General features: G+C 61.9%; 18 protein-coding genes and 1 tRNA gene. 6 read left to right on the top strand and 13 right to left on the bottom strand.

Translation table 11 applies throughout. From position 1 onward, the window contains the following. The first annotated feature begins 19 nt into the window (after window positions 1-19). The 6 genes from HMPREF2724_RS10370 (at window position 20) to HMPREF2724_RS10345 (ending at window position 4,807) form a co-directional block, all read left to right on the top strand. Window positions 20-93: transfer RNA gene (locus HMPREF2724_RS10370), tRNA-Leu, on the top strand. Between the two features lie 225 nt (window positions 94-318). Next, entirely contained in the window at window positions 319-1,155 is an 837-nt protein-coding gene (locus HMPREF2724_RS10365) for a DUF368 domain-containing protein (protein WP_061922705.1), read from the top strand. A gap of 9 nt (window positions 1,156-1,164) precedes the next feature. Continuing rightward, entirely contained in the window at window positions 1,165-2,043 is an 879-nt protein-coding gene (locus tag HMPREF2724_RS10360) for an ABC transporter substrate-binding protein (protein ID WP_070588503.1), read from the top strand. Beyond that, window positions 2,036-2,965 carry an amino acid ABC transporter permease gene (locus tag HMPREF2724_RS10355; protein ID WP_061922712.1) on the top strand — a complete coding sequence of 310 codons (930 nt, stop codon included), beginning with the start codon at window positions 2,036-2,038 and terminating at the stop codon, window positions 2,963-2,965. Before HMPREF2724_RS10360 ends, HMPREF2724_RS10355 begins: the two co-directional genes overlap by 8 nt. Further along, entirely contained in the window at window positions 2,965-3,729 is a 765-nt protein-coding gene (locus HMPREF2724_RS10350) for an amino acid ABC transporter ATP-binding protein (protein WP_061922716.1), read from the top strand. Before HMPREF2724_RS10355 ends, HMPREF2724_RS10350 begins: the two co-directional genes overlap by 1 nt. An 88-nt stretch (window positions 3,730-3,817) precedes the next feature. Then, window positions 3,818-4,807 (top strand): HNH endonuclease signature motif containing protein, encoded by a 990-nt coding sequence (locus HMPREF2724_RS10345; protein ID WP_070588501.1) that lies wholly within the window; start codon window positions 3,818-3,820, stop codon window positions 4,805-4,807. Between the two features lie 49 nt (window positions 4,808-4,856). On the opposite strand, the gene nusB is transcribed toward HMPREF2724_RS10345, so the two are convergent. The 13 genes from nusB to HMPREF2724_RS10280 form a co-directional block, all read right to left on the bottom strand. Next, window positions 4,857-5,336: a transcription antitermination factor NusB gene (gene nusB, locus HMPREF2724_RS10340; protein ID WP_061922723.1), complete on the bottom strand. Its 480-nt coding sequence runs from the start codon at window positions 5,334-5,336 to the stop codon at window positions 4,857-4,859. Window positions 5,337-5,344: 8 nt separating this feature from the next. Then, complete coding sequence (efp, locus tag HMPREF2724_RS10335; protein ID WP_061922726.1) at window positions 5,345-5,908, bottom strand: elongation factor P; 564 nt, start codon at window positions 5,906-5,908, stop codon at window positions 5,345-5,347. Window positions 5,909-5,990: 82 nt separating this feature from the next. After that, window positions 5,991-7,082 (bottom strand): M24 family metallopeptidase, encoded by a 1,092-nt coding sequence (locus tag HMPREF2724_RS10330; protein ID WP_070456638.1) that lies wholly within the window; start codon window positions 7,080-7,082, stop codon window positions 5,991-5,993. A gap of 63 nt (window positions 7,083-7,145) precedes the next feature. Beyond that, window positions 7,146-7,571, bottom strand: coding sequence for a type II 3-dehydroquinate dehydratase (gene aroQ, locus HMPREF2724_RS10325; RefSeq protein WP_070456635.1), 426 nt, complete (start codon window positions 7,569-7,571; stop codon window positions 7,146-7,148). Window positions 7,572-7,583: 12 nt separating this feature from the next. Further along, window positions 7,584-8,654, bottom strand: a complete 1,071-nt coding sequence (gene aroB / locus HMPREF2724_RS10320) for a 3-dehydroquinate synthase (protein WP_070456632.1) — start codon at window positions 8,652-8,654, stop codon at window positions 7,584-7,586. A 13-nt stretch (window positions 8,655-8,667) separates the two neighbouring features. Continuing rightward, on the bottom strand, window positions 8,668-9,204 hold the full coding sequence (locus HMPREF2724_RS10315) for a shikimate kinase (protein ID WP_070456629.1): 537 nt from the start codon (window positions 9,202-9,204) through the stop codon (window positions 8,668-8,670). 3 nt (window positions 9,205-9,207) lie between these two features. Then, a complete protein-coding gene (gene aroC / locus HMPREF2724_RS10310; protein WP_070588499.1) occupies window positions 9,208-10,419 on the bottom strand; it encodes a chorismate synthase in 1,212 nt (403 codons plus the stop codon). Window positions 10,420-10,470: 51 nt separating this feature from the next. Further along, window positions 10,471-10,860 carry a prepilin peptidase gene (locus HMPREF2724_RS10305; protein ID WP_061922744.1) on the bottom strand — a complete coding sequence of 130 codons (390 nt, stop codon included), beginning with the start codon at window positions 10,858-10,860 and terminating at the stop codon, window positions 10,471-10,473. An 11-nt stretch (window positions 10,861-10,871) separates the two neighbouring features. Next, window positions 10,872-11,678: a shikimate dehydrogenase gene (locus tag HMPREF2724_RS10300; RefSeq protein WP_061922747.1), complete on the bottom strand. Its 807-nt coding sequence runs from the start codon at window positions 11,676-11,678 to the stop codon at window positions 10,872-10,874. Further along, entirely contained in the window at window positions 11,678-12,865 is a 1,188-nt protein-coding gene (gene mltG, locus HMPREF2724_RS10295) for an endolytic transglycosylase MltG (protein WP_061922751.1), read from the bottom strand. Before mltG ends, HMPREF2724_RS10300 begins: the two co-directional genes overlap by 1 nt. A 37-nt stretch (window positions 12,866-12,902) precedes the next feature. Beyond that, on the bottom strand, window positions 12,903-13,445 hold the full coding sequence (ruvX, locus tag HMPREF2724_RS10290) for a Holliday junction resolvase RuvX (RefSeq protein ID WP_061922754.1): 543 nt from the start codon (window positions 13,443-13,445) through the stop codon (window positions 12,903-12,905). A gap of 216 nt (window positions 13,446-13,661) precedes the next feature. Beyond that, window positions 13,662-16,349 (bottom strand): alanine--tRNA ligase, encoded by a 2,688-nt coding sequence (alaS, locus tag HMPREF2724_RS10285; protein ID WP_061922756.1) that lies wholly within the window; start codon window positions 16,347-16,349, stop codon window positions 13,662-13,664. 91 nt (window positions 16,350-16,440) lie between these two features. Then, on the bottom strand, window positions 16,441-17,805 hold the full coding sequence (locus tag HMPREF2724_RS10280) for a replication-associated recombination protein A (RefSeq protein WP_061922758.1): 1,365 nt from the start codon (window positions 17,803-17,805) through the stop codon (window positions 16,441-16,443).

Here is a 17,805-nt window from a genome sequence, read left to right as displayed (position 1 = left end):
TTTCCAGTCAACAAGACGCGCCCCTGTAGCCCAATTGGCAGAGGCAATGGATTCAAAACCCATTCAGTGTGAGTTCGAGTCTCACCAGGGGCACTACCTTCATCCCCTCGCTTGGCAGCTTTGCCCGGCGAGGGGATTTTTTACGTTCGGGGCCGCAAAATTTTGCCACGTTGCGTGAATAATATGCCGCGAGTGGTATTTATTGTGATAGGTTTATTCCTCGGGCGGCGCGGCGTTTCTCCGATCCGCTTAAAATCTCGGCCATATTGCGGCACGTCACGCCCCAGAGCCCGATCATTCAAGGTTAGTTTCGAAAGTATGCAATATATTCTCAACGCCATTCGCGGCGCACTCATAGGCTCGGCAGAGCTCGTCCCCGGAATCTCCGGTGGCACTGTCGCGCTTATCGTGGGCATTTACGAACGCGCGCTGCACAATGCAAACTTTCTCATCTCTGGCCGGTTCAAAAAGGTGGAATGGGGCTTTCTCGCCTCCGTCGCGGTAGGCATGTTCGCGGCCGTATTTGGACTGTCGACGCTGTTGCACAACTTCGTCGAGAGCCAAGTATCGATATCAAGCGCCCTGTTTTTAGGAATGGTGGCGGTATCCATCTTCGTGCCGATCTCCATGATGACTCGGGCTGAGCGCTTCAAGGTCTCCTCCATCGTCACCTTCGTGGTGGCGGCCGCGCTTATTTTCTTCGTCACGGGATTTACCTCGGAACCGGTGGACAATCCCTCGCTCATCGTGGTCTTCTTGGCCGCCATGGTAGCGGTCTGCGCGCTCGTGCTCCCCGGTGTCTCGGGCTCGCTGATTCTACTGACGATGGGCCTTTACCAGCCGGTCATCGGCGCCGTTTCCGACCGCGAGCTGGGCACCATTGCCGTATTCGCCTTGGGTGCCCTGTGCGGCCTCGCGGCGTTTGTAAAACTGCTGAACTACCTATTGGATAATCACCGCTCGCTGACGCTGGCAGCCATGGCCGGCTTCATGTTCGGCTCCCTGCGCGCTTTGTGGCCGTGGGGCGCGGACCAGGACGCGTCGAGCGGGGCAATCATCGCGATAATGGTGCTCGGCGGCATCATCGTATCCGTATTCATCCTCATCGACGCGCGCAAGGCCAAGGCCTACAACGAGCCAGAAAAGCAAAGTTAGAACACCCCAATGAAAAGAAAAGTCGCCACCACAGCCGTGGTACTAAGTTGCACCGTCCTAGCGACGGGATGCGTCACCAACAAGGAATCCTCCATGCCTGAGGGTTGGCAAGCACCTGACATCGAGATGGTTCCGGAAATCGCGGCGATGTACCACGACAACGATGGCGTGCTCACGGCGGGCCCCAACCCGCCGTTTGCGCCCTTCGAGTTCAAGGACTCCGATGGCGCGCTCGTCGGCGTTGAGATGGACATCACCAACGCTATTGCCGACGTCCTGGGGCTCGAGTTCCAGCCCGTCGAACAGGATTTCTCGCTCATCCTGCCCGCGGTGCAATCCGGACAAATCGATATCGGTGCCTCCGGATTTACCGATAACGAGGAACGCCGCAAAAACTTCGACTTCGTCGACCACCTCTACGCCGGCATCCAATGGGCCGAGCGCACCGAGGGCATTAAAGACGTAGACCCGCAAAACCCGTGTGGGCTTACCGTCGCGGTCCAGCGCACCACGGTCTCAGAAACCGACGACCTTAATCCGAAACGCGATGCCTGCGGCGGTGACCTGCGCATCCTGGCCTATGACACCAGCGACAACGCGGCGCTTGCCGTGTTGATGGGCCGCGCGGACGCAATGTCCGCCGACTCGCCTGTCTCCTCCTGGGCAGTCAACCGCTCTGAGGGCAAAATGCGCATGGTCGGCGACATGTTTGACGCCGCACCGTATGGGTTGGCGGTGCCGAAAGACTCCGAGCTCGGTCCTGCTGCCGCTGCGGCACTGGACTACCTCATCGAAACAGGCGAATACGAAAAGATTTTGAGCCGCTGGGGCATCTCTGAGGGCCTCGTGGACCAGGCAATGATTAACGAAAGGCCAGTCAATGACTAAGACAACTCCGGCCGCGCAGCCGCAAGAAATTCAGGCTCGTCCCCTGCGTCACCCATGGCGCTGGGTCTTTGCCACTATCCTCGTCCTCCTCGGCCTCTGGTTTGTCATCGCCTCCGCGCGCAACGAGGCATTTGGCTGGGATACCTACTTCCAGTACCTCTTTGACAAGCGCATCGGGGCCGCGTCCCTGCATACCCTGGCCATTACCATCCTCGCGATGCTCATCGGCGTCGTCGGTGGCGCAGTGCTCGCGGTGATGCGCATGTCCCCCAACCCGGTTTTGCGCGGCGTCGCCTGGCTATTTTTGTGGATCTTCCGCGGCACCCCGGTCTACGTACAGCTGGTGTTCTGGGGCCTTTTATCCGCGCTCTATCAATCCATCAACCTCGGATTCACCGAGATTTCGCTCTCGGGAGTGTTGACCAACGCCTTCCTGCTGTCCGTGCTGGGGCTTGGCCTGAACGAGGCGGCCTACATGGCAGAAATCGTTCGCTCCGGCATTTCTGCAGTGCCGGAAGGCCAGAAAGAAGCCTCCAAGGCTCTGGGCATGGGCTGGTGGATGACCATGCGCCGCACTGTGCTTCCGCAGGCGATGCGCATTATCATCCCGCCGACGGGCAACGAGTTCATCTCCTTGCTCAAGACCTCCTCGCTCGTGGTTGCGGTGCCCTATACCTACGAGATTTTCGGCCGCGCCACCGATATCTCCGCTGCTCTCTTCGAACCCATCCCGCTGCTTATGGTCGCGGCCACGTGGTACCTGGTGATCACCTCCTTGCTTATGGTGGCCCAGTACTTCTTGGAGCGCCGCTTCGAACGCGGTGCCACGCGTGAGCTCACCGGGCGTCAGCTAGCAGCGCTTGCCGACGCCGAGGGCACCATCCCCCGTAACGTTTCCGTCATCCCGGAGGTAAATAACTAATGGCTACGCCAATGATTTCCGCACAAAACGTGCACAAGTCCTTCGGCAGTTTGGACGTGTTGAAAGGCGTCACTCTCGACGTCATGCCGGGCGAGGTCGCCTGCCTGCTGGGGCCTTCGGGCTCGGGCAAGTCTACGTTTTTGCGCTGCTGCAATCACCTAGAAAAGGTCACGGCGGGCCGACTATACGTCGACGGGGACCTGATCGGTTACCGCGAGCGCGACGGAGTGCTCTACGAGATTACGGAAAAGCAGGCGGCCGCCCAGCGCACCGATATCGGCATGGTCTTCCAGCAATTTAACCTTTTCGCCCACCGGACGGTGCTCGAAAACATCATTGAGGCGCCGGTGAACGTGAAAAAGCAGCCGGTGGAAAAGGCCAAGAAACGCGCGATGGAGCTGCTCGAGCAGGTAGGCCTTGCGCACAAGGCGGATGCCTATCCGGTGCAGCTTTCGGGCGGCCAGCAACAGCGCGTGGCCATCGCGCGGGCGGTGGCGATGGAGCCGAAGCTGATGCTTTTCGACGAGCCGACCTCTGCACTCGATCCCGAACTCGTCGGCGAGGTATTGCGCGTGATGAAGGTTCTCGCCGCGGGTGGAATGACCATGCTGGTGGTCACCCACGAGATGGGATTTGCCCGAGAAGTCGCCGACAAGATTTTCTTCATGGATGGCGGCCAAGTCATCGAATCTGGCACTCCGCAGCAGGTCATCGACGATCCGCAGCACCCGCGAACCAAGGAATTCCTCTCCTCGCTGCTATAGCGAGCTTACGATGAGTTATCCACAGATTTAGCCCGAAAAAGAAATTGGGGCTAGCAATCGGTTGACTAACGCTCCTAGCGTTTAAGGCATGACTCTTCAGGCATACCTTGATGCACTGCGCCCCGGCATGGAAATCATCGCCGGGGCCCAAGGCATGTCTGCCGCCCAACTAGAAGCCCTCGGCGCCCCAGATACCGAGGCCCGCATGCTCGCCCGCCTGGCGCATACCTACTTCGGCCCCACCAAATTTAGCGCCAAACAGCGAACGGCCCGCGAGTCCACGCACAGTCTGCCGGTGCTAAAAATCATCGAACGCTACGCCGCCAAGGCGGCCAACCAGGCCGAAGCGTGGCGGCTGCGCGAGAAGCTCTGCGCGCTGCAGGCGCCCGCCAGCGACATCGAAAAGCAGGCGCGCCGGCTGACCCGCAGGCCAGCACGGGGGCCGCGTGCTGGGGCACGGTTGTATCGACGTCGCAAAGCGTGGACGCTCGCCATTACCGGTCCCAGCGACATGATCGCGGACTTGTGGGCACGCTTGGATAAGACCAAGCCTGTGGAGCAACTGACCGGCCTTCTGTACGGCGGCGTGAAGGCTGCACAGCGCCCGACGCCGCGCACCAACGTCATCGTGCGCCTGCCGGAGTTTATCGACGTCCTGCACGGCACGGGCGACGAGATCACCCTGCGGCTGACCAACGGCGCCACCATGACTGGAAAAGATTACCTGGAGCGCGTGCTTGCCGACGCCGGCCTCGGCGAGCTGTTTACGCTCATCCATCCGGTGGAAGGCCCGGTGAACCTATACCGCGCACAGAGGCACGCCAGCTCGAAGCAGCGACTTATGGCGGCCGCGGAAAATCCGACGTGTCCGTGGCCGGAATGCAACATCGGCGCCGATGAAGCCCAGGTCCACCACATGCACCCCTGGCGCTTAGGCGGCGAGACCAACATGGCGAATCTGACCACCTGCTGTGGCTACCACAACGGGGTCAACCAAGACGACCCGAACGCCCCACCAGGCCGCGGGAGGCTAGACCGCATCGATGGTGTGGTCACTTGGCACCGCGGGCGATGCTAAAACGCGCAAAAGCGCTGCTCCTTAAGGGGAACAGCGCTTGTTGGCGTGCCTAAATTTCCTCTGACATGGGGTTGTCTGCGGACTGGGCTTGGATGACGTCGTCAAGCACAGCGTGAATATACGGCGGTGCCTGATGATTGGAGTACTCGGAAGCTAGCTCCACGCCCTCCACGAGTGCGGTTGCGTTCGGGACATCCTCGTTGAAAAGAATCTCCCACACGGCCACGCGCATAATTGCGCGGTCGACGGCGGGGATACGGTGCAGCTCCCACTCAGAAGAAAGGTAACGCTCGATGGTCTCGTCGATGGCGTCGAGCTCTTCGGCCGCGCCCTTGACGATGACCTGGGTGTACTCGGCGACCGGGGCGACGCCGTTGGCATCCTCGCGGGCCAGCTGGACGCGGTCCTCGATGATGCTTACGGGATCAACGTCGCGGTTTTCTGCCTCGTACAGAATGTCCGCGGCGCGGCGGCGCGCGCGGTAGCGCGCCGTGTGGCGCTTGTAGTTGATGTCTTTTTGCTCAGACACGTTGCGCCCTAGTTGTTGACGCGGGAGAGGTACTCGCCGGTGCGGGTATCGATCTTGAGGACGTTGCCGATCTCGATAAACAGCGGTACCTGGATCTCGGCGCCGGTCTCGAGGGTAGCTGGCTTGGTGCCGCCGTTGGAGCGGTCGCCCTGCAGGCCTGGCTCGGTGTGCTCGACCTTCAGGTCAACGGAGATCGGCAGCTCGCCGAAGAGAGCCTCGCCGTCGTGGAAGGAGACCTGCACCCGCATGTTCTCCTGCAGGAACTTGCCGGCCTCACCGAACTTGTCGAAAGGCAGCTCGAACTGCTCGAAGGTCTTATCGTCCATGACAACGAAGTTCTGGCCATCGTTGTACAGGTAGGTCATATCGCGACGATCTACCGTTGCGGTCTCCACCTTGACGCCAGCGTTGAAGGTCTTATCGGTGACCTTGCCGGAGACGACGTCCTTGAGCTTGGTACGCACGAATGCAGGGCCCTTGCCCGGCTTAACGTGCTGGAACTCGACGATCTGCTGCAGCTTGTTGTCAATCTTGAGAACGAGTCCGTTCTTGAAATCGGTGGTATCAGCCATGGATCAAACTCCCAGTAAAAATAGTGGTGAAAACAGTGTTCCAGCATACCTTATGCAGGTTTGCCAGCATAACAGGGCCAAATTATAGAACCTGCAAGTCCTTCGGGAATGAAGTGATGATCTTCGGCACGCCGGAGGTGATGATAAGCGTATCCTCAATGCGCACTCCGCACTTGCCCGGTACGTAGATACCCGGCTCGATGGTAAGGGTCATGCCCTCGGCAAGTTCGCCCTTACCCGTTTGCGCAGCAGCCGGGCCCTCGTGCACGTCAAGGCCGATGCCGTGGCCGGTGGAGTGCACGAAGTACTCGCCGTAGCCGGCCTCGGTGATGATGTCGCGGCAGGCGGCGTCGACGTCGACAAGCTTGGCCCCTGGCACCGCCGCCTTGACGCCAGCCTCTTGGGCGCGCAGGACGATATCGTATATCTCGCGGGAGAGCTCGTTCGGCTCCCCGACCGCGAAGGTACGGGTGCAATCGGAGTTAAAGCCACGCAGGTGCGCGCCGAAGTCGATGGTTACGAGGTCGCCGGAGACCAGTACGCGATCGTCGGCGCCGTGGTGCGGCTTTGCGGAATTCGGGCCGGAGGCGACGATGGTATCAAAGCTCACGCGCTCAGAACCCAGCTTGCGCATGCGGTATTCCAGGTCTGCCGCGATCTGGCGCTCAGTGCGCCCCACTGCTACCTCGCTGGCAGCAACCAAGCCCTCCAGCGCTTCGTTGGCCAGCGCCGCGATGTGTTCGAGGCGCTCCAGCTCCTGTGGGTCCTTCACCAGGCGAATGTCTTCGATGACTCCGCTCATCGGAACCAGCTCCACTCCCTCAGGAGCTGCCTCTTCCAAGGCCTTGAACTCAGATACGGAGACATAATCGGCCTCAAAGGCCACGCGCAGTGGTCCCTCGAGGCGCCTGAGCAACGCCGGACCCACCGGGCGGCCCAAGACTGCTTCGAGGTCTGGGACTTCTTCTGCAATCTGGGTGGTATAGCGGCCATCGGTTGCCATCAGCGCCGAGAGGTCCTTGCGCAGCAGCAGGCCACCGTTGGAGCCGGAGAAGCCGGAAAGGTAGCGCACATGCACCAGGTGGGTTACCAAGACGGCGTCGATGCGCATGCCGGCTACCTCTGCAGCGAGCTTGCGGCGGCGGTCACTAAAGCGGGTATCAGCGAGTGTCATGTGTTAATCCTTTTCTTCTTGACGGTCAACCCATGATAACGCCCACCACCCGCGGGTTTGGGGCTAATCGCTGAGAAAATAACCGAGTGCGGCCTCGTAGCCGTAGATACCCAATCCGGCGATAACCCCGCGCGCGATCGGGCTTAAATAAGAATGTTGGCGGAACGGCTCGCGCGCGTGCACGTTGGAGATATGCACCTCGACGAAGCCGGCGCCGTCGGCAACCTCAGCAAGGGCGTCGCGCAGCGCGACTGAAGTATGCGTAAAGCCGCCAGGGTTGATGATGACGGGCCAGCCGGCGTCGGCAGCCTCGTGGACCTTATCGATGAGCTCGCCTTCGTGATTGGACTGGTAGAACTCCAGCTCTGCCTCACCTGCGGCCGCACGCATGCGCTTTTCGACGTCCGCGAGGCTCGTCGTTCCATACACTTCCGGCTGCCGCTTGCCCAGGCGGTTTAGGTTGGGGCCGTTGAGAACCAAAATCTTCATGTCTGCTCCGAACTAGTGGGAAATGGCTGCATAAGCCGCGCGCAATTCGGCCTCGGTGGCATCTTCGATGCGGGTGGTCTCGCCGATGCCGGTGAGGGCTACGAAACGAATAGCACCCCCGCGGTTTTTCTTATCCCTCGTCATGGCCTGGTAAAGCTCGTCGAAGTGGCCTGCTTCGTAGGTCGTGGGCAGGCCGAGCGAGCGCAGGATCTGGGTGTGGGTGTCCAAAACGGCGGCGTCGATAAGCCCGCGGGCGTGGGCTAGGTTGGCGACGAACATCATGCCCACGGCCACGGCGCGGCCGTGACGCCAGGTGTAGTCCTCGCGCAACTCGATGGCGTGGCCGAACGTGTGTCCATAGTTGAGGGTCTCGCGCAGGCCGGCCTCTTTGAGGTCCTCGCCCACCACGCGGGCCTTGACCGCGATGGAGCGCTCGATAAGCTCGGGCAGACCGCTAAGCGGGTCGAGGCAAGCGGCGGGATCTGCGAGGTAACGCGAGATGATGACTGGATCGTGGATGAAACCGGTCTTGACGATCTCCGCCGACCCGGCGACGATTTCATCCTCTGGCAGGGTGTGCAGGCGGTCCGAGTCTACGAAGACGGAATCGGGCTCGTGGAATGCCCCGACCAAGTTCTTGCCGGCAGCGGTGTTAATGCCTGTTTTGCCGCCGACGGCGGCGTCTACCATCGCCAGCAACGTGGTGGGCACCTGGATGACCTTGATGCCGCGCATCCACGTCGCGGCAAGGAACCCCGCGAGATCGGTGGCCGCTCCCCCTCCGAGTCCTACGATGGCGTCGCGGCGACTGAAGTTTGCCTCGCCAAGGCTGTCCCACAGACCACCCACGACGTCGAGGCGCTTGGCGGCCTCGGCATCGGGAATGGGCAGCAGGGTAACCACGACGTTGCGCGCGGCAGCCTCCGCGGCAAGCTGACGAGCGACGGCCGCGACGGCAGGCTGGAACACGATCCCCACTTGGCCCGCGCCGGTTGTGCTGAGCCGGTTTGCGATGGCTTCGGTCAAACCCGCGCCGACGGTGACCTCATAAGGGCTAGGGCCTGAAACTGGAATCGTGGTCATAAAAACTCGTTTCTTAAAGCGTGTCGATAAAGCCCAAGATGGCGCCGACTACCTGCTGTGGGCTGCGCTTATCGGTGCGGACCTTCAAGTTGGCGACCTGCTCGTAGTACGGCCTGCGCAACTCCAGCAGCTCAGCGTAGTGCGCCAGGGGGTCGGCGGCGGCGAGGACGGGGCGGTTGGCGTCGCCAAGCGTGCGGGTTACCCCTTCCTCCGGGGAAACGTCAAGGAAAATGACGGTGTGGCGGTCCAGGAGGTCGCGGGTGCCTTCATCGAGCACGGCCCCGCCGCCCAGGCTGACGACGCCGCGCGAACACAGCGCTTGCTTTACCACTTCCGCCTCCAGCTCGCGGAAGGCCGACTCACCCAGCGAGGAAAAGACCTCTCCACAGGCCGCGCCCTCGCGCTGTTCAATCATCTGGTCGGAGTCGACGAGTTCGCAGTTGAGGGAATGAGCTAAACGGCGCCCGATGGAAGACTTACCCGCCCCAGGTGGCCCAATGAGAACAACGCGGGGACGCGGGCTACCAGTCACGGAAACCGGTGTGGTCATTACTTACTCCTGTTCAAAAGCAAGACGCTGGGAAACATACTCATTGTAGGCGGCGATATTGCGCTTGGTCTCCATGACGCTATCGCCGCCAAACTTTTCTAGCACCGCGCGCGCGAGAACGAGGGCGACCATGGCTTCGGCGACCACGCCCGCGGCGGGCACCGCGCACACATCGGAACGCTGGTGGATGCCGGTGGCCGCCTTGCCGGTTGCCATATCCACGGTGCGTAGGGCGCGCGGGACGGTGGAGATCGGCTTCATGGCAGCGCGCAGACGCAGGGTCTCGCCGTTGGTCATGCCGCCTTCGAGACCGCCGGCGCGGTTGCTCAGGCGAGTAACGCCCGCGCCTTCCCGCACCATTTCGTCGTGGGCCTCGGAGCCGCGGCGGCGGGCCTCCTCGAAGCCGTCGCCTACTTCTACGCCCTTGATGGCCTGAATGCCCATGAGCGCAGCGGCGAGCTGGGCATCGAGGCGGTCCTCGCCGGAGATGTGCGAGCCCAGGCCAATGGGCAGGCCTTCGACAACGACCTCGACAATGCCGCCTAAGGTATCTCCCTGCTTTTTGGCGGCCTCAATTTCCGAAATCATCGACGCTTGCGCATCCTCGCTGAAGGCGCGCACGGGTGAAGCATCGATGGCGTCGAGATCCGCGTGCGTCGGTGTGGGGCCCGCATAAGGCTCCGAGGCTCCGATGGAGAGGACGTGGGAGATAACCTCCACGCCGAGGGTCTCGCGCAGAAAGTTACGCGCGATGGTGGCGGCGGCCACGCGCGCGGCGGTCTCACGAGCTGAGGATCGCTCCAGGATCGGACGCGCCTCGTCGTGGCCGTATTTGACCATACCTGCAAAATCCGCGTGGCCCGGCCGCGGGCGGGTCAGCGGGGCGCCACGGCCGGACGCCATGGCCTTGGCGGTCTCCTCGTCGGACATGTCCAGCGCGTGTGGTGACATGATGGTGGTCCACTTTGGCCACTCGGTGTTACCGATCATGATCGCAATCGGGCTGCCCAGAGTCTTACCGTGGCGGATGCCAGAAAGGAGAGTTAATTCGTCGGCTTCGAACTTCATGCGGGCGCCCCGGCCGTAGCCTAAGCGGCGGCGTGAGAGCTGGGCAGCGATGTCATCCTGTGATACTGGTACCCCGGCGGGCATGTGCTCAAGCATGGCGATGAGCGCCTGGCCGTGGGATTCACCTGCGGTAGTCCAACGAAGCATGCGGGTTATTATCGCACGCCCCGCACACGCGGGCTAGCACTAGGGTCGAACTTAGAGCGCAATCACACAGGCCGCCGCAGCCAGCAGCATTCCGGGCCCGTGCGGGGGTGCGGCATCGCGGCGGGCAAGGCCCCATAACGCAGTGCTTAGCGACGCCCCCATCATCGCCAGCAACTGCCCCATCACCCCTGCTTCGTGGACGGTCCACATGCCCAGCGGGAAGGCAAGTTTAATGTCGCCGCCACCGACGCCGCCGCGCCAGAGCGCAAGGGCGAGATAGAGGCCGGGCCAGATGAGTCCTGCGGGCGAAAAGATGCACAGTGCGATAAGGCAGGCGGGCAGGGTAAGCCAATTGGGCAGGCGTTTATAGCGGATGTCGTATATACACAGCATGACTATCCACGCGGCGATGCAGGCGTGGATATAAAAATTTCCCCCCATGGGGCCACAGCCTAGCTCAAGGCTGCATCGAGGGCAGCGCGCATGGCGGCTTGTGGCGCGGGATAGCCGGTAAATTGCTCAAACTGGCTGTAGGCCTGGTTGGCGAGCATGACGTGGCCGCCCACCGTGGCGTAGCCGTTGGCGGCCGCATGCGAGACGAGCGGGGTGGGCCAGGGATCGTAGATGACGTCGAGGACTGGCGCGTGGGCTAGGTCAAAGAGGTGACCGTCGAGGGCCGCGGAGGGAACAGTGGAGACGATGAGCTCTGCCGCGCGCGCGAGGGCGGCGAGGTCATCGTCGAAGGTGGCGCGATAAAGCTTGAGGCCGAGGGCGTCGGCAAGCGGGGCGAGCTCGGCGAGCCGGTCAGAGCGGTTCAGCACGGTGACGTCGGTAATACCGCGCTGCGCCAGGGCCCAAAGCGCGGGGCGGGCGGTGCCGCCGGAGCCAATGAGAAGCGCGTGACGAGCGGTCTTTTCTCCCATTAGGGCCGCCAACGCACCGGCGACGCCCTCGGTGTCAGTGTTGTCGGCGCGCCAACCGCTCTCGGCGCGCACCAGGGTATTGGCAGAGCCAATGAGTTCGGCACGTGCAGTGCGCTCCGTGGCGCAAGAAAGGGCGGCGAACTTGCCCGGCATGGTCACCGAGAAACCGCGGAAATCAGCAGGCGCCTCCTCGAGAAAGCGCGGCAGCGACGCCGCCGTGACCTCAAAGCGGGTGTAGTCCCAATCCTCTAACCCCAGGGCTGCATAACCGGCGTTATGCAGCACCGGGGACAAGGAATGGTCGATGGGTTGACCTAAAACCGCCGCGCGTGGCATTACTCGGCTGGCTTTGCTTCAGGATCCTCGCCACCCTGCACGCCGCCGCGCTGGGACTCGAGAATGCCGGATTTGATGGCCTTGTCAACGTTGGCCAGGTGCTCGTCATAGTTATCGGTGAACACGGTGGTGCCGTCGGCGTCGATTGTGGCGAAGAACAGCCAGTTGCCCTCCTCCGGGTGCTCCATGGCGTCGATTGCCTCAACGGAAGGAGAAGCAATCGGGGTATCCGGCAGGCCCTCCTTGGCGTAAGTATTCCACGGGGTTACCTCGGCACGAGCTTCGTCGGAAGTCGCCAGCTCCACGTCCGGCAGGCCGTAGTTAACGGTGGAATCCAGCTCCAAGCGCATCGGCTCTTCCAAGCGGTTCAGGATGACGCGGGCCACTTTGCCGAACTCGCCGGCCGGGGACTCGCGCTCGACCAAGGAAGCTGCAACCAGCAGCTCGTATGGGGTCTTGCCCATAGCCTGCGCGCGGTCGACGATGCCGGTCTCGTTGTAGCGCTCGGTGGAACGAGTAATCAAGTCCTTCAAGATGGCCTGCGCGTCCATGTTCGGATCGACCACATACTGGCCCGGAGCAATAAGACCCTCAAGGCGCTTCGGGTCCTCGCCACGGGAGCGAATCTTCTCCAGCGCCCACTCTGGCGCGCCAAGCTCGGCCGGATCGACGGTCGCCGCGACCTTCTCCAGTTCTTCCTTGGTCACGGAGCCACCCTCTTGCTCAGAGACTTGCGCGATCAGCGAGTAGACGCCGTAGCGAACATCGCCGCCGACAACCTTGACGTCGGAAAGCGTGGCTCCGCCCTGCACGTCCAAAGGATCGACCTTGTTTTTGTCATCGAGCAGCGCAGAAACCGCCGCCTTTGCGTTCATCTCCTCCTGCAGGCGGTAGAAGCCCGGTTGAATGCTGCCGGCGCGAGGGTTGGAGTTGGCCGCCGAGGAGAAAGCATCCGCGGTCTTGACCACGTTCTTTTCAACGAGCGACGGGCCGAGCTCGCTCATCGACGAGCCTTCTGGGACCTCGACCAGCTGCACGGTGCCGTTGCCGGTTCCCTCATAGTCCATGCTGCTGCCTCCTCCAAGCAAGCGGAAGCCGATGTATCCCAGGGCGCCGATAATAAGCACCACGGAGGCCACCACCACGGCAAGGCCGCGCTGGCGGCGCTTAACGTGCTTCGGCTCCATGGAGCGCCCGATTCGTTCTTGGTTTCGGCTCACGTAACTAGTCTCCTGCTGTTGAAGGCTCGTGGGTGGTTGCATCTGCTTGAAGCGCGTTGTTACGTGCGTCCAACCAGGATTGCAAGATTTCTACTGCGGCTGCTTGGTCGATGACTTTGCGGCCCTTTTTCTCGGATACCCCTGACGCCCGCAGCGCTGTCGTGGCGGCGACTGTGGTCAGCCGCTCGTCAGCCATGCGGACAGGTGGTTGCCCTATCGTTACATCTTTTCCCAGCCTGCGGCGGATGCGAAACGCGATTTCCTTGGCGTGTTTGACACTTTTCGAGCCGTTGCCCTGCAGATCGCGGGGCAGGCCTACTACTACCTCTACCGCTTGGTACTCGTGAATGAGCTCCAAAATGCGGTCGATATCGCCTTTATCGCGGTCTTTGAAACCGGTTTCGCGAGCGACGGTCTCGACAGGAAGCGCCAGCTTGGCGTTGTTGTCAGAGACCGCGACACCGATGCGTACGGTGCCTACATCTAGCGCTAGTCGACGCCCATTTCCCGGGTCGTCCACCCCGGGAGTATCGGGTTGTACGGCCATGCTCTATGAATGTCCCTTCGCGGTTGGTTGCGACGCAAAAGTCGCAAAACGGTAACGATGACATGTAGATTCTAGTCATATTATTTGCGGCTATGGTGCGCAGGGGGCATAAGTTTTAGGTTATTGGCTGTTTAAAGGCCTAATACCTACCCCTATCGCGCAAAAATCCCCGCACCTTTTGGTCTAAAGATGCGGGGAGTTAAGCGGTTAAAAAATTTAAGCCTTTTCGAGTTCGTCTCGCAGGGCGTTGAACGCGGCCGGAAGGCCTTCGGCGTTAGCGCCGGAGCCTTGCGCCATGTCTGGCTTACCGCCACCCTTGCCGTCGATGTAGCCGGCGAACAGCTTGACCAAGTCGCCAGCCTTGATGCCGCGCTCGATGGCGGCTTTGGTGACGCCGGCGATAAACGGCAGCTTGCCGCCCTCATTCTCGGAGGCGAGGACAACCACGCCCGGCTTGTCGCCGAGGCGGTTCTTCAGGTCGGTGGCTACGGTGCGCAGGTCGCCGCCGCTGACGTTGTTCGGCAGACGGGTTGCCACGAGGCTAAAGCCGTTGACCTCGACGGCGGAGTTGACCATCTCAGCGGTCTGGGACATCAGCTGGGCCTTGTGCAGGTCCTCGATCTGCTTCTCAGCAGCCTTGAGGCGCTCGGTCAGCTGCGCGATGCGCTCTGGAAGGTCCTCGGACTGAATCTTCAGCTCGCGGGAAACGCCCTCCACAAGTGCGGTTTCCTTTGAGTAGTAGCGGAACGCATCCAGGCCAGAGTAGGCCTCGATGCGGCGCGCACCGGAGCCCACGGAGGACTCGCCCAGCACGGAAACCGGGCCGATCTCCGCCGTGTTGGTGACGTGGGTGCCGCCGCACAGCTCGATCGAGAACGGGCCGCCCATCTCGACGACGCGGACCTCAGAGCCGTAGTTCTCACCGAACAGCGCCATGGCGCCCATCTGCTTCGCCTTCTCCAGCGAGGTCTCGATGGTGTTGACGGCAAAGTGGGCGTCGACAGCCTGATTGGTGATGAGAGCGATCTCCTCCAGCTGGGCCGGGGTCAGCTGCTCGGTGTAGTTGAAGTCGAAACGCAGGTAGCCCGGGCGGTTCAAGGAACCTGCCTGAACTGCGGTTGGGCCCAGCACCTTGCGCAGCGCCGCGTGGATGAGGTGGGTGGCCGAGTGCGCCTGGACTGCGCCGTGACGCCACTTCTTATCGACCTCAGCGGTCACGGAAGCACCCAGGTCGATGCCGCCGGCAGTGACGGTGGCCTTATGGACCCACAGCTTCTTGCCGATCTTTTGGACGTCGCCCACCTCAAGCAGGCTCTCGCCCGCGTACAGGCGGCCGCGGTCCGCGGTCTGTCCACCGGCCTCAGCGTACAGCGGCGACTGGTCGAGGATGACCTCCACCTGCTCGCCCTCGTGGACCTCGTTGACCTTCTCTCCATCGCGAACCAGACCGATGATCTTGGCGTCGGAAGTAAGCGTCTCGTAACCGGTGAAGACGGTCGGGTTGTTATCGACCCACTCACGATAGAGAGAAAGGTCGGCGTGGCCGTGCTTCTTGGCCTGGTTATCGGCCTTCGCGCGGCGGCGCTGCTCTCCCATCGCGTCGTTGAAGCCATCCATGTCGACCTCAAGGCCGGCCTCCTGGGCCATCTCTAGGGTGAGGTCAATTGGGAAGCCATAGGTATCGTGCAGCTCGAAAGCCTTCTCGCCGGAGAGCACTTTGGAGGTTGCAGCACGCGAGGTGGACTTGAGCTCTGCAACGGCTTCGTCGAAAAGCTTAGTGCCCGACTCCAAGGTCTTGAGGAAGGCCTTTTCCTCCGCGATGGCAACGCGCAGGATGCGCTCGCGGTGCTCCGCAATTTCCGGGTAGGACGGAGTCATGGTGTCCATGATGGTGTTCATGAAGCGCTCCATGCTCGGCGCGGTAGCCCCCAGCAGGCGTGCGGAACGGATGATGCGACGCAGCAGGCGGCGCAGGATGTAGCCGCGGCCTTCGTTGCCCGGGGTAACGCCGTCCAAGATGAGCATCATGCCGGTACGGGAGTGGTCCGCGATGACGCGGAAGCGGATGTTGTCCTGATCGCTTGCGCCCTCGCCGTACTTGGAACCAGAAAGCTCCTCCGCGGCGTCGATAACCGGGCGCAAAAGGTCGGTTTCGTAGACGTTGTCTACGCCCTGCAGGATGCAGGCTACGCGCTCGATGCCCATGCCGGTATCGATGTTCTTCTTCGGCAGCGGGCCCAGGATTTCGAAGTTGCCCTTGCCGATGCCCTCACCGCGCTCGTTCTGCATGAAGACCAGGTTCCAGATCTCCATGTAACGGTTGTCGTCGGCCACTGGGCCGCCCTCGGCACCGTATTCCGGGCCGCGGTCGTAGTAAATCTCGGAGCACGGGCCGCACGGGCCAGGAATGCCCATGGACCAGTAGTTATCCTCCATGCCCAGGCGCTGGATGCGCTCCTTCGGCACGCCTACTTCGTTGTGCCAGATATCGGCAGCCTCATCGTCGTCCAAGTAAACGGTAACCCACAGACGCTCCGGATCGAGGCCGAAACCGCCGTCCTCCACGGAGCCGGTAAGAAGGCCCCAGGCGTTTTTGATTGCGCCTTCCTTGAAGTACTGGCCGAAGGAGAAGTTACCGGCCATCTGGAAGAAGGTGTTGTGGCGGGTGGTAATACCTACCTCTTCGATGTCCAGGGTGCGCACGCACTTCTGGATGGAGGTTGCCAGGCCGTTGGGAAACGGCGGGTTCTGCTGGCCGAGGAAGTACGGCTTGAACGGAACCATGCCGGCGTTGACGAAGAGCAGGTTCGGGTCGTCCAAAATGAGCGACGCGCTGGGAACCGCCTCGTGTCCGGTATTCACGAAGTGCTGGGTAAAGCGTTCCCGGATCTCATGAGTCTTCACGAGCTAAAAGTCCTTCACTGTTTAAGCGGTACGTAACAGCGCTCAACTTTACCCGTATCGCTTCCTAGCACGGGTATCGGGGGAGAAAACTTTAGCGCCGCTTGCCGCGGATGATGTTGCGCAGCCGCCCCAGGTAGTCATGGATGCGCTTCTCGGCACCATGTTCGGTGGGTTCGTAGTACAGCGCGCCTTCCAATTCATCCGGGAGGTACTGCTGCTTAACGACGCCGCGCGGGTCATCATGCGGGTAAACATACCCCACGGCATTGCCGAGCTTTTTCGCTCCTTCGTAGTGGCCGTCGCGCAGGTGGGCCGGGACGTGACCGATCCGCCCAGCTTGCACGTCGGCTTGCGCGGCGCCGATTGCTTGGATCACTGCGTTCGACTTCGGTGCGGTGGCCAGGTGGATGGTGGCTTGGGCCAGCGGAATTCGCGCTTCCGGCATGCCGATCAATTGCGCGGCCTCGGCTGCTGCCACGGCGGTTTGCAGCGCGGAAGGGTCGGCCATGCCGATGTCTTCGGAGGCATGCACGATAAGACGGCGTGCGATAAAGCGCGGGTCCTCGCCTGCCTCAATCATGCGCGCCAGGTAGTGCAGCGCGGCATCGACATCCGAGCCACGGATCGACTTAATGAACGCAGAGACGACATCGTAGTGCTGGTCGCCGTCGCGGTCATAGCGCACGACGGCGCGGTTGACGTTGTCACGGATGACTTGGGCGGTCAATTCCCCACCGTCGGCCACGGCCTCGGCTGCGGCTTCCAGGTAGGTCAGCGTGCGACGGGCGTCGCCGCCGGCGAGCAGCACGAGTTGGTCGAGTACTTCGTTGTTTGCGCTAATGCGCCCGCCCAGGCCACGATCGCTGGTGAGGGCGCGTTCGGCGAGTGCTTTCAGGGAGGCGTCGTCTAGCGGCTGCAACTGCAGCAACAACGAGCGCGAGAGCAACGGCGCCACCACGGAAAAGGAGGGGTTTTCCGTGGTCGCGGCGACGAGCAACACGGTGCGATTTTCCACTGCCGCGAGCAACGCGTCCTGCTGGGTCTTGGAAAAGCGATGCACCTCGTCGATAAAAAGCACGGTGCGGCGGCCATGGATGAGTTCTTGGCGCGCCCGGGTGATGACCTCGCGCACCTGCTTGACTCCCGAATCCAAGGCGGATAGGCCCACGAAGTTTTGGCCAATCGACTTTGCGATCAGCGAGGCGATGGTGGTCTTGCCAGTACCGGGAGGGCCATACAAGATGACAGAAGCCTCGCCGGAGCCTTCGATCAGCCGGCGCAGGGGCTTCCCTTCTTCAAGTAGGTGGCCTTGACCTACAACCTCATCGAGGCTCTGTGGGCGCATCCGGGCCGCCAATGGCGAGCCGGAATGGGTGGCAAAGATTTCTTGGCCAGGCAGCGGCGCGGATGCCTCTGCCCCGCCGGGTGCTGGGCCAAACAGAAAATCCTGGCTCAT

This window comes from Corynebacterium sp. HMSC071F07 (genome assembly GCF_001810285.1).
Lineage (GTDB): Bacteria > Actinomycetota > Actinomycetes > Mycobacteriales > Mycobacteriaceae > Corynebacterium > Corynebacterium simulans.
Note: the sequence above shows the minus strand (reverse complement) of the source record. Positions and strands in the feature narration are given on the sequence as shown.

Coding starts and splice junctions, on each gene's coding strand:
- HMPREF2724_RS10365 (WP_061922705.1), top strand. CDS start 319: ATGCAATATATTCTCAACGCCATTCGCGGCGCACTCATAGGCTCGGCA.
- HMPREF2724_RS10360 (WP_070588503.1), top strand. CDS start 1,165: ATGAAAAGAAAAGTCGCCACCACAGCCGTGGTACTAAGTTGCACCGTC.
- HMPREF2724_RS10355 (WP_061922712.1), top strand. CDS start 2,036: ATGACTAAGACAACTCCGGCCGCGCAGCCGCAAGAAATTCAGGCTCGT.
- HMPREF2724_RS10350 (WP_061922716.1), top strand. CDS start 2,965: ATGGCTACGCCAATGATTTCCGCACAAAACGTGCACAAGTCCTTCGGC.
- HMPREF2724_RS10345 (WP_070588501.1), top strand. CDS start 3,818: ATGACTCTTCAGGCATACCTTGATGCACTGCGCCCCGGCATGGAAATC.
- efp (WP_061922726.1), bottom strand. CDS start 5,908: ATGGCTGATACCACCGATTTCAAGAACGGACTCGTTCTCAAGATTGAC.
- HMPREF2724_RS10330 (WP_070456638.1), bottom strand. CDS start 7,082: ATGACACTCGCTGATACCCGCTTTAGTGACCGCCGCCGCAAGCTCGCT.
- aroQ (WP_070456635.1), bottom strand. CDS start 7,571: ATGAAGATTTTGGTTCTCAACGGCCCCAACCTAAACCGCCTGGGCAAG.
- aroB (WP_070456632.1), bottom strand. CDS start 8,654: ATGACCACGATTCCAGTTTCAGGCCCTAGCCCTTATGAGGTCACCGTC.
- HMPREF2724_RS10315 (WP_070456629.1), bottom strand. CDS start 9,204: ATGACCACACCGGTTTCCGTGACTGGTAGCCCGCGTCCCCGCGTTGTT.
- aroC (WP_070588499.1), bottom strand. CDS start 10,419: ATGCTTCGTTGGACTACCGCAGGTGAATCCCACGGCCAGGCGCTCATC.
- HMPREF2724_RS10305 (WP_061922744.1), bottom strand. CDS start 10,860: ATGGGGGGAAATTTTTATATCCACGCCTGCATCGCCGCGTGGATAGTC.
- HMPREF2724_RS10300 (WP_061922747.1), bottom strand. CDS start 11,678: ATGCCACGCGCGGCGGTTTTAGGTCAACCCATCGACCATTCCTTGTCC.
- mltG (WP_061922751.1), bottom strand. CDS start 12,865: ATGGAGCCGAAGCACGTTAAGCGCCGCCAGCGCGGCCTTGCCGTGGTG.
- ruvX (WP_061922754.1), bottom strand. CDS start 13,445: ATGGCCGTACAACCCGATACTCCCGGGGTGGACGACCCGGGAAATGGG.
- HMPREF2724_RS10280 (WP_061922758.1), bottom strand. CDS start 17,805: ATGAGCCAGGATTTTCTGTTTGGCCCAGCACCCGGCGGGGCAGAGGCA.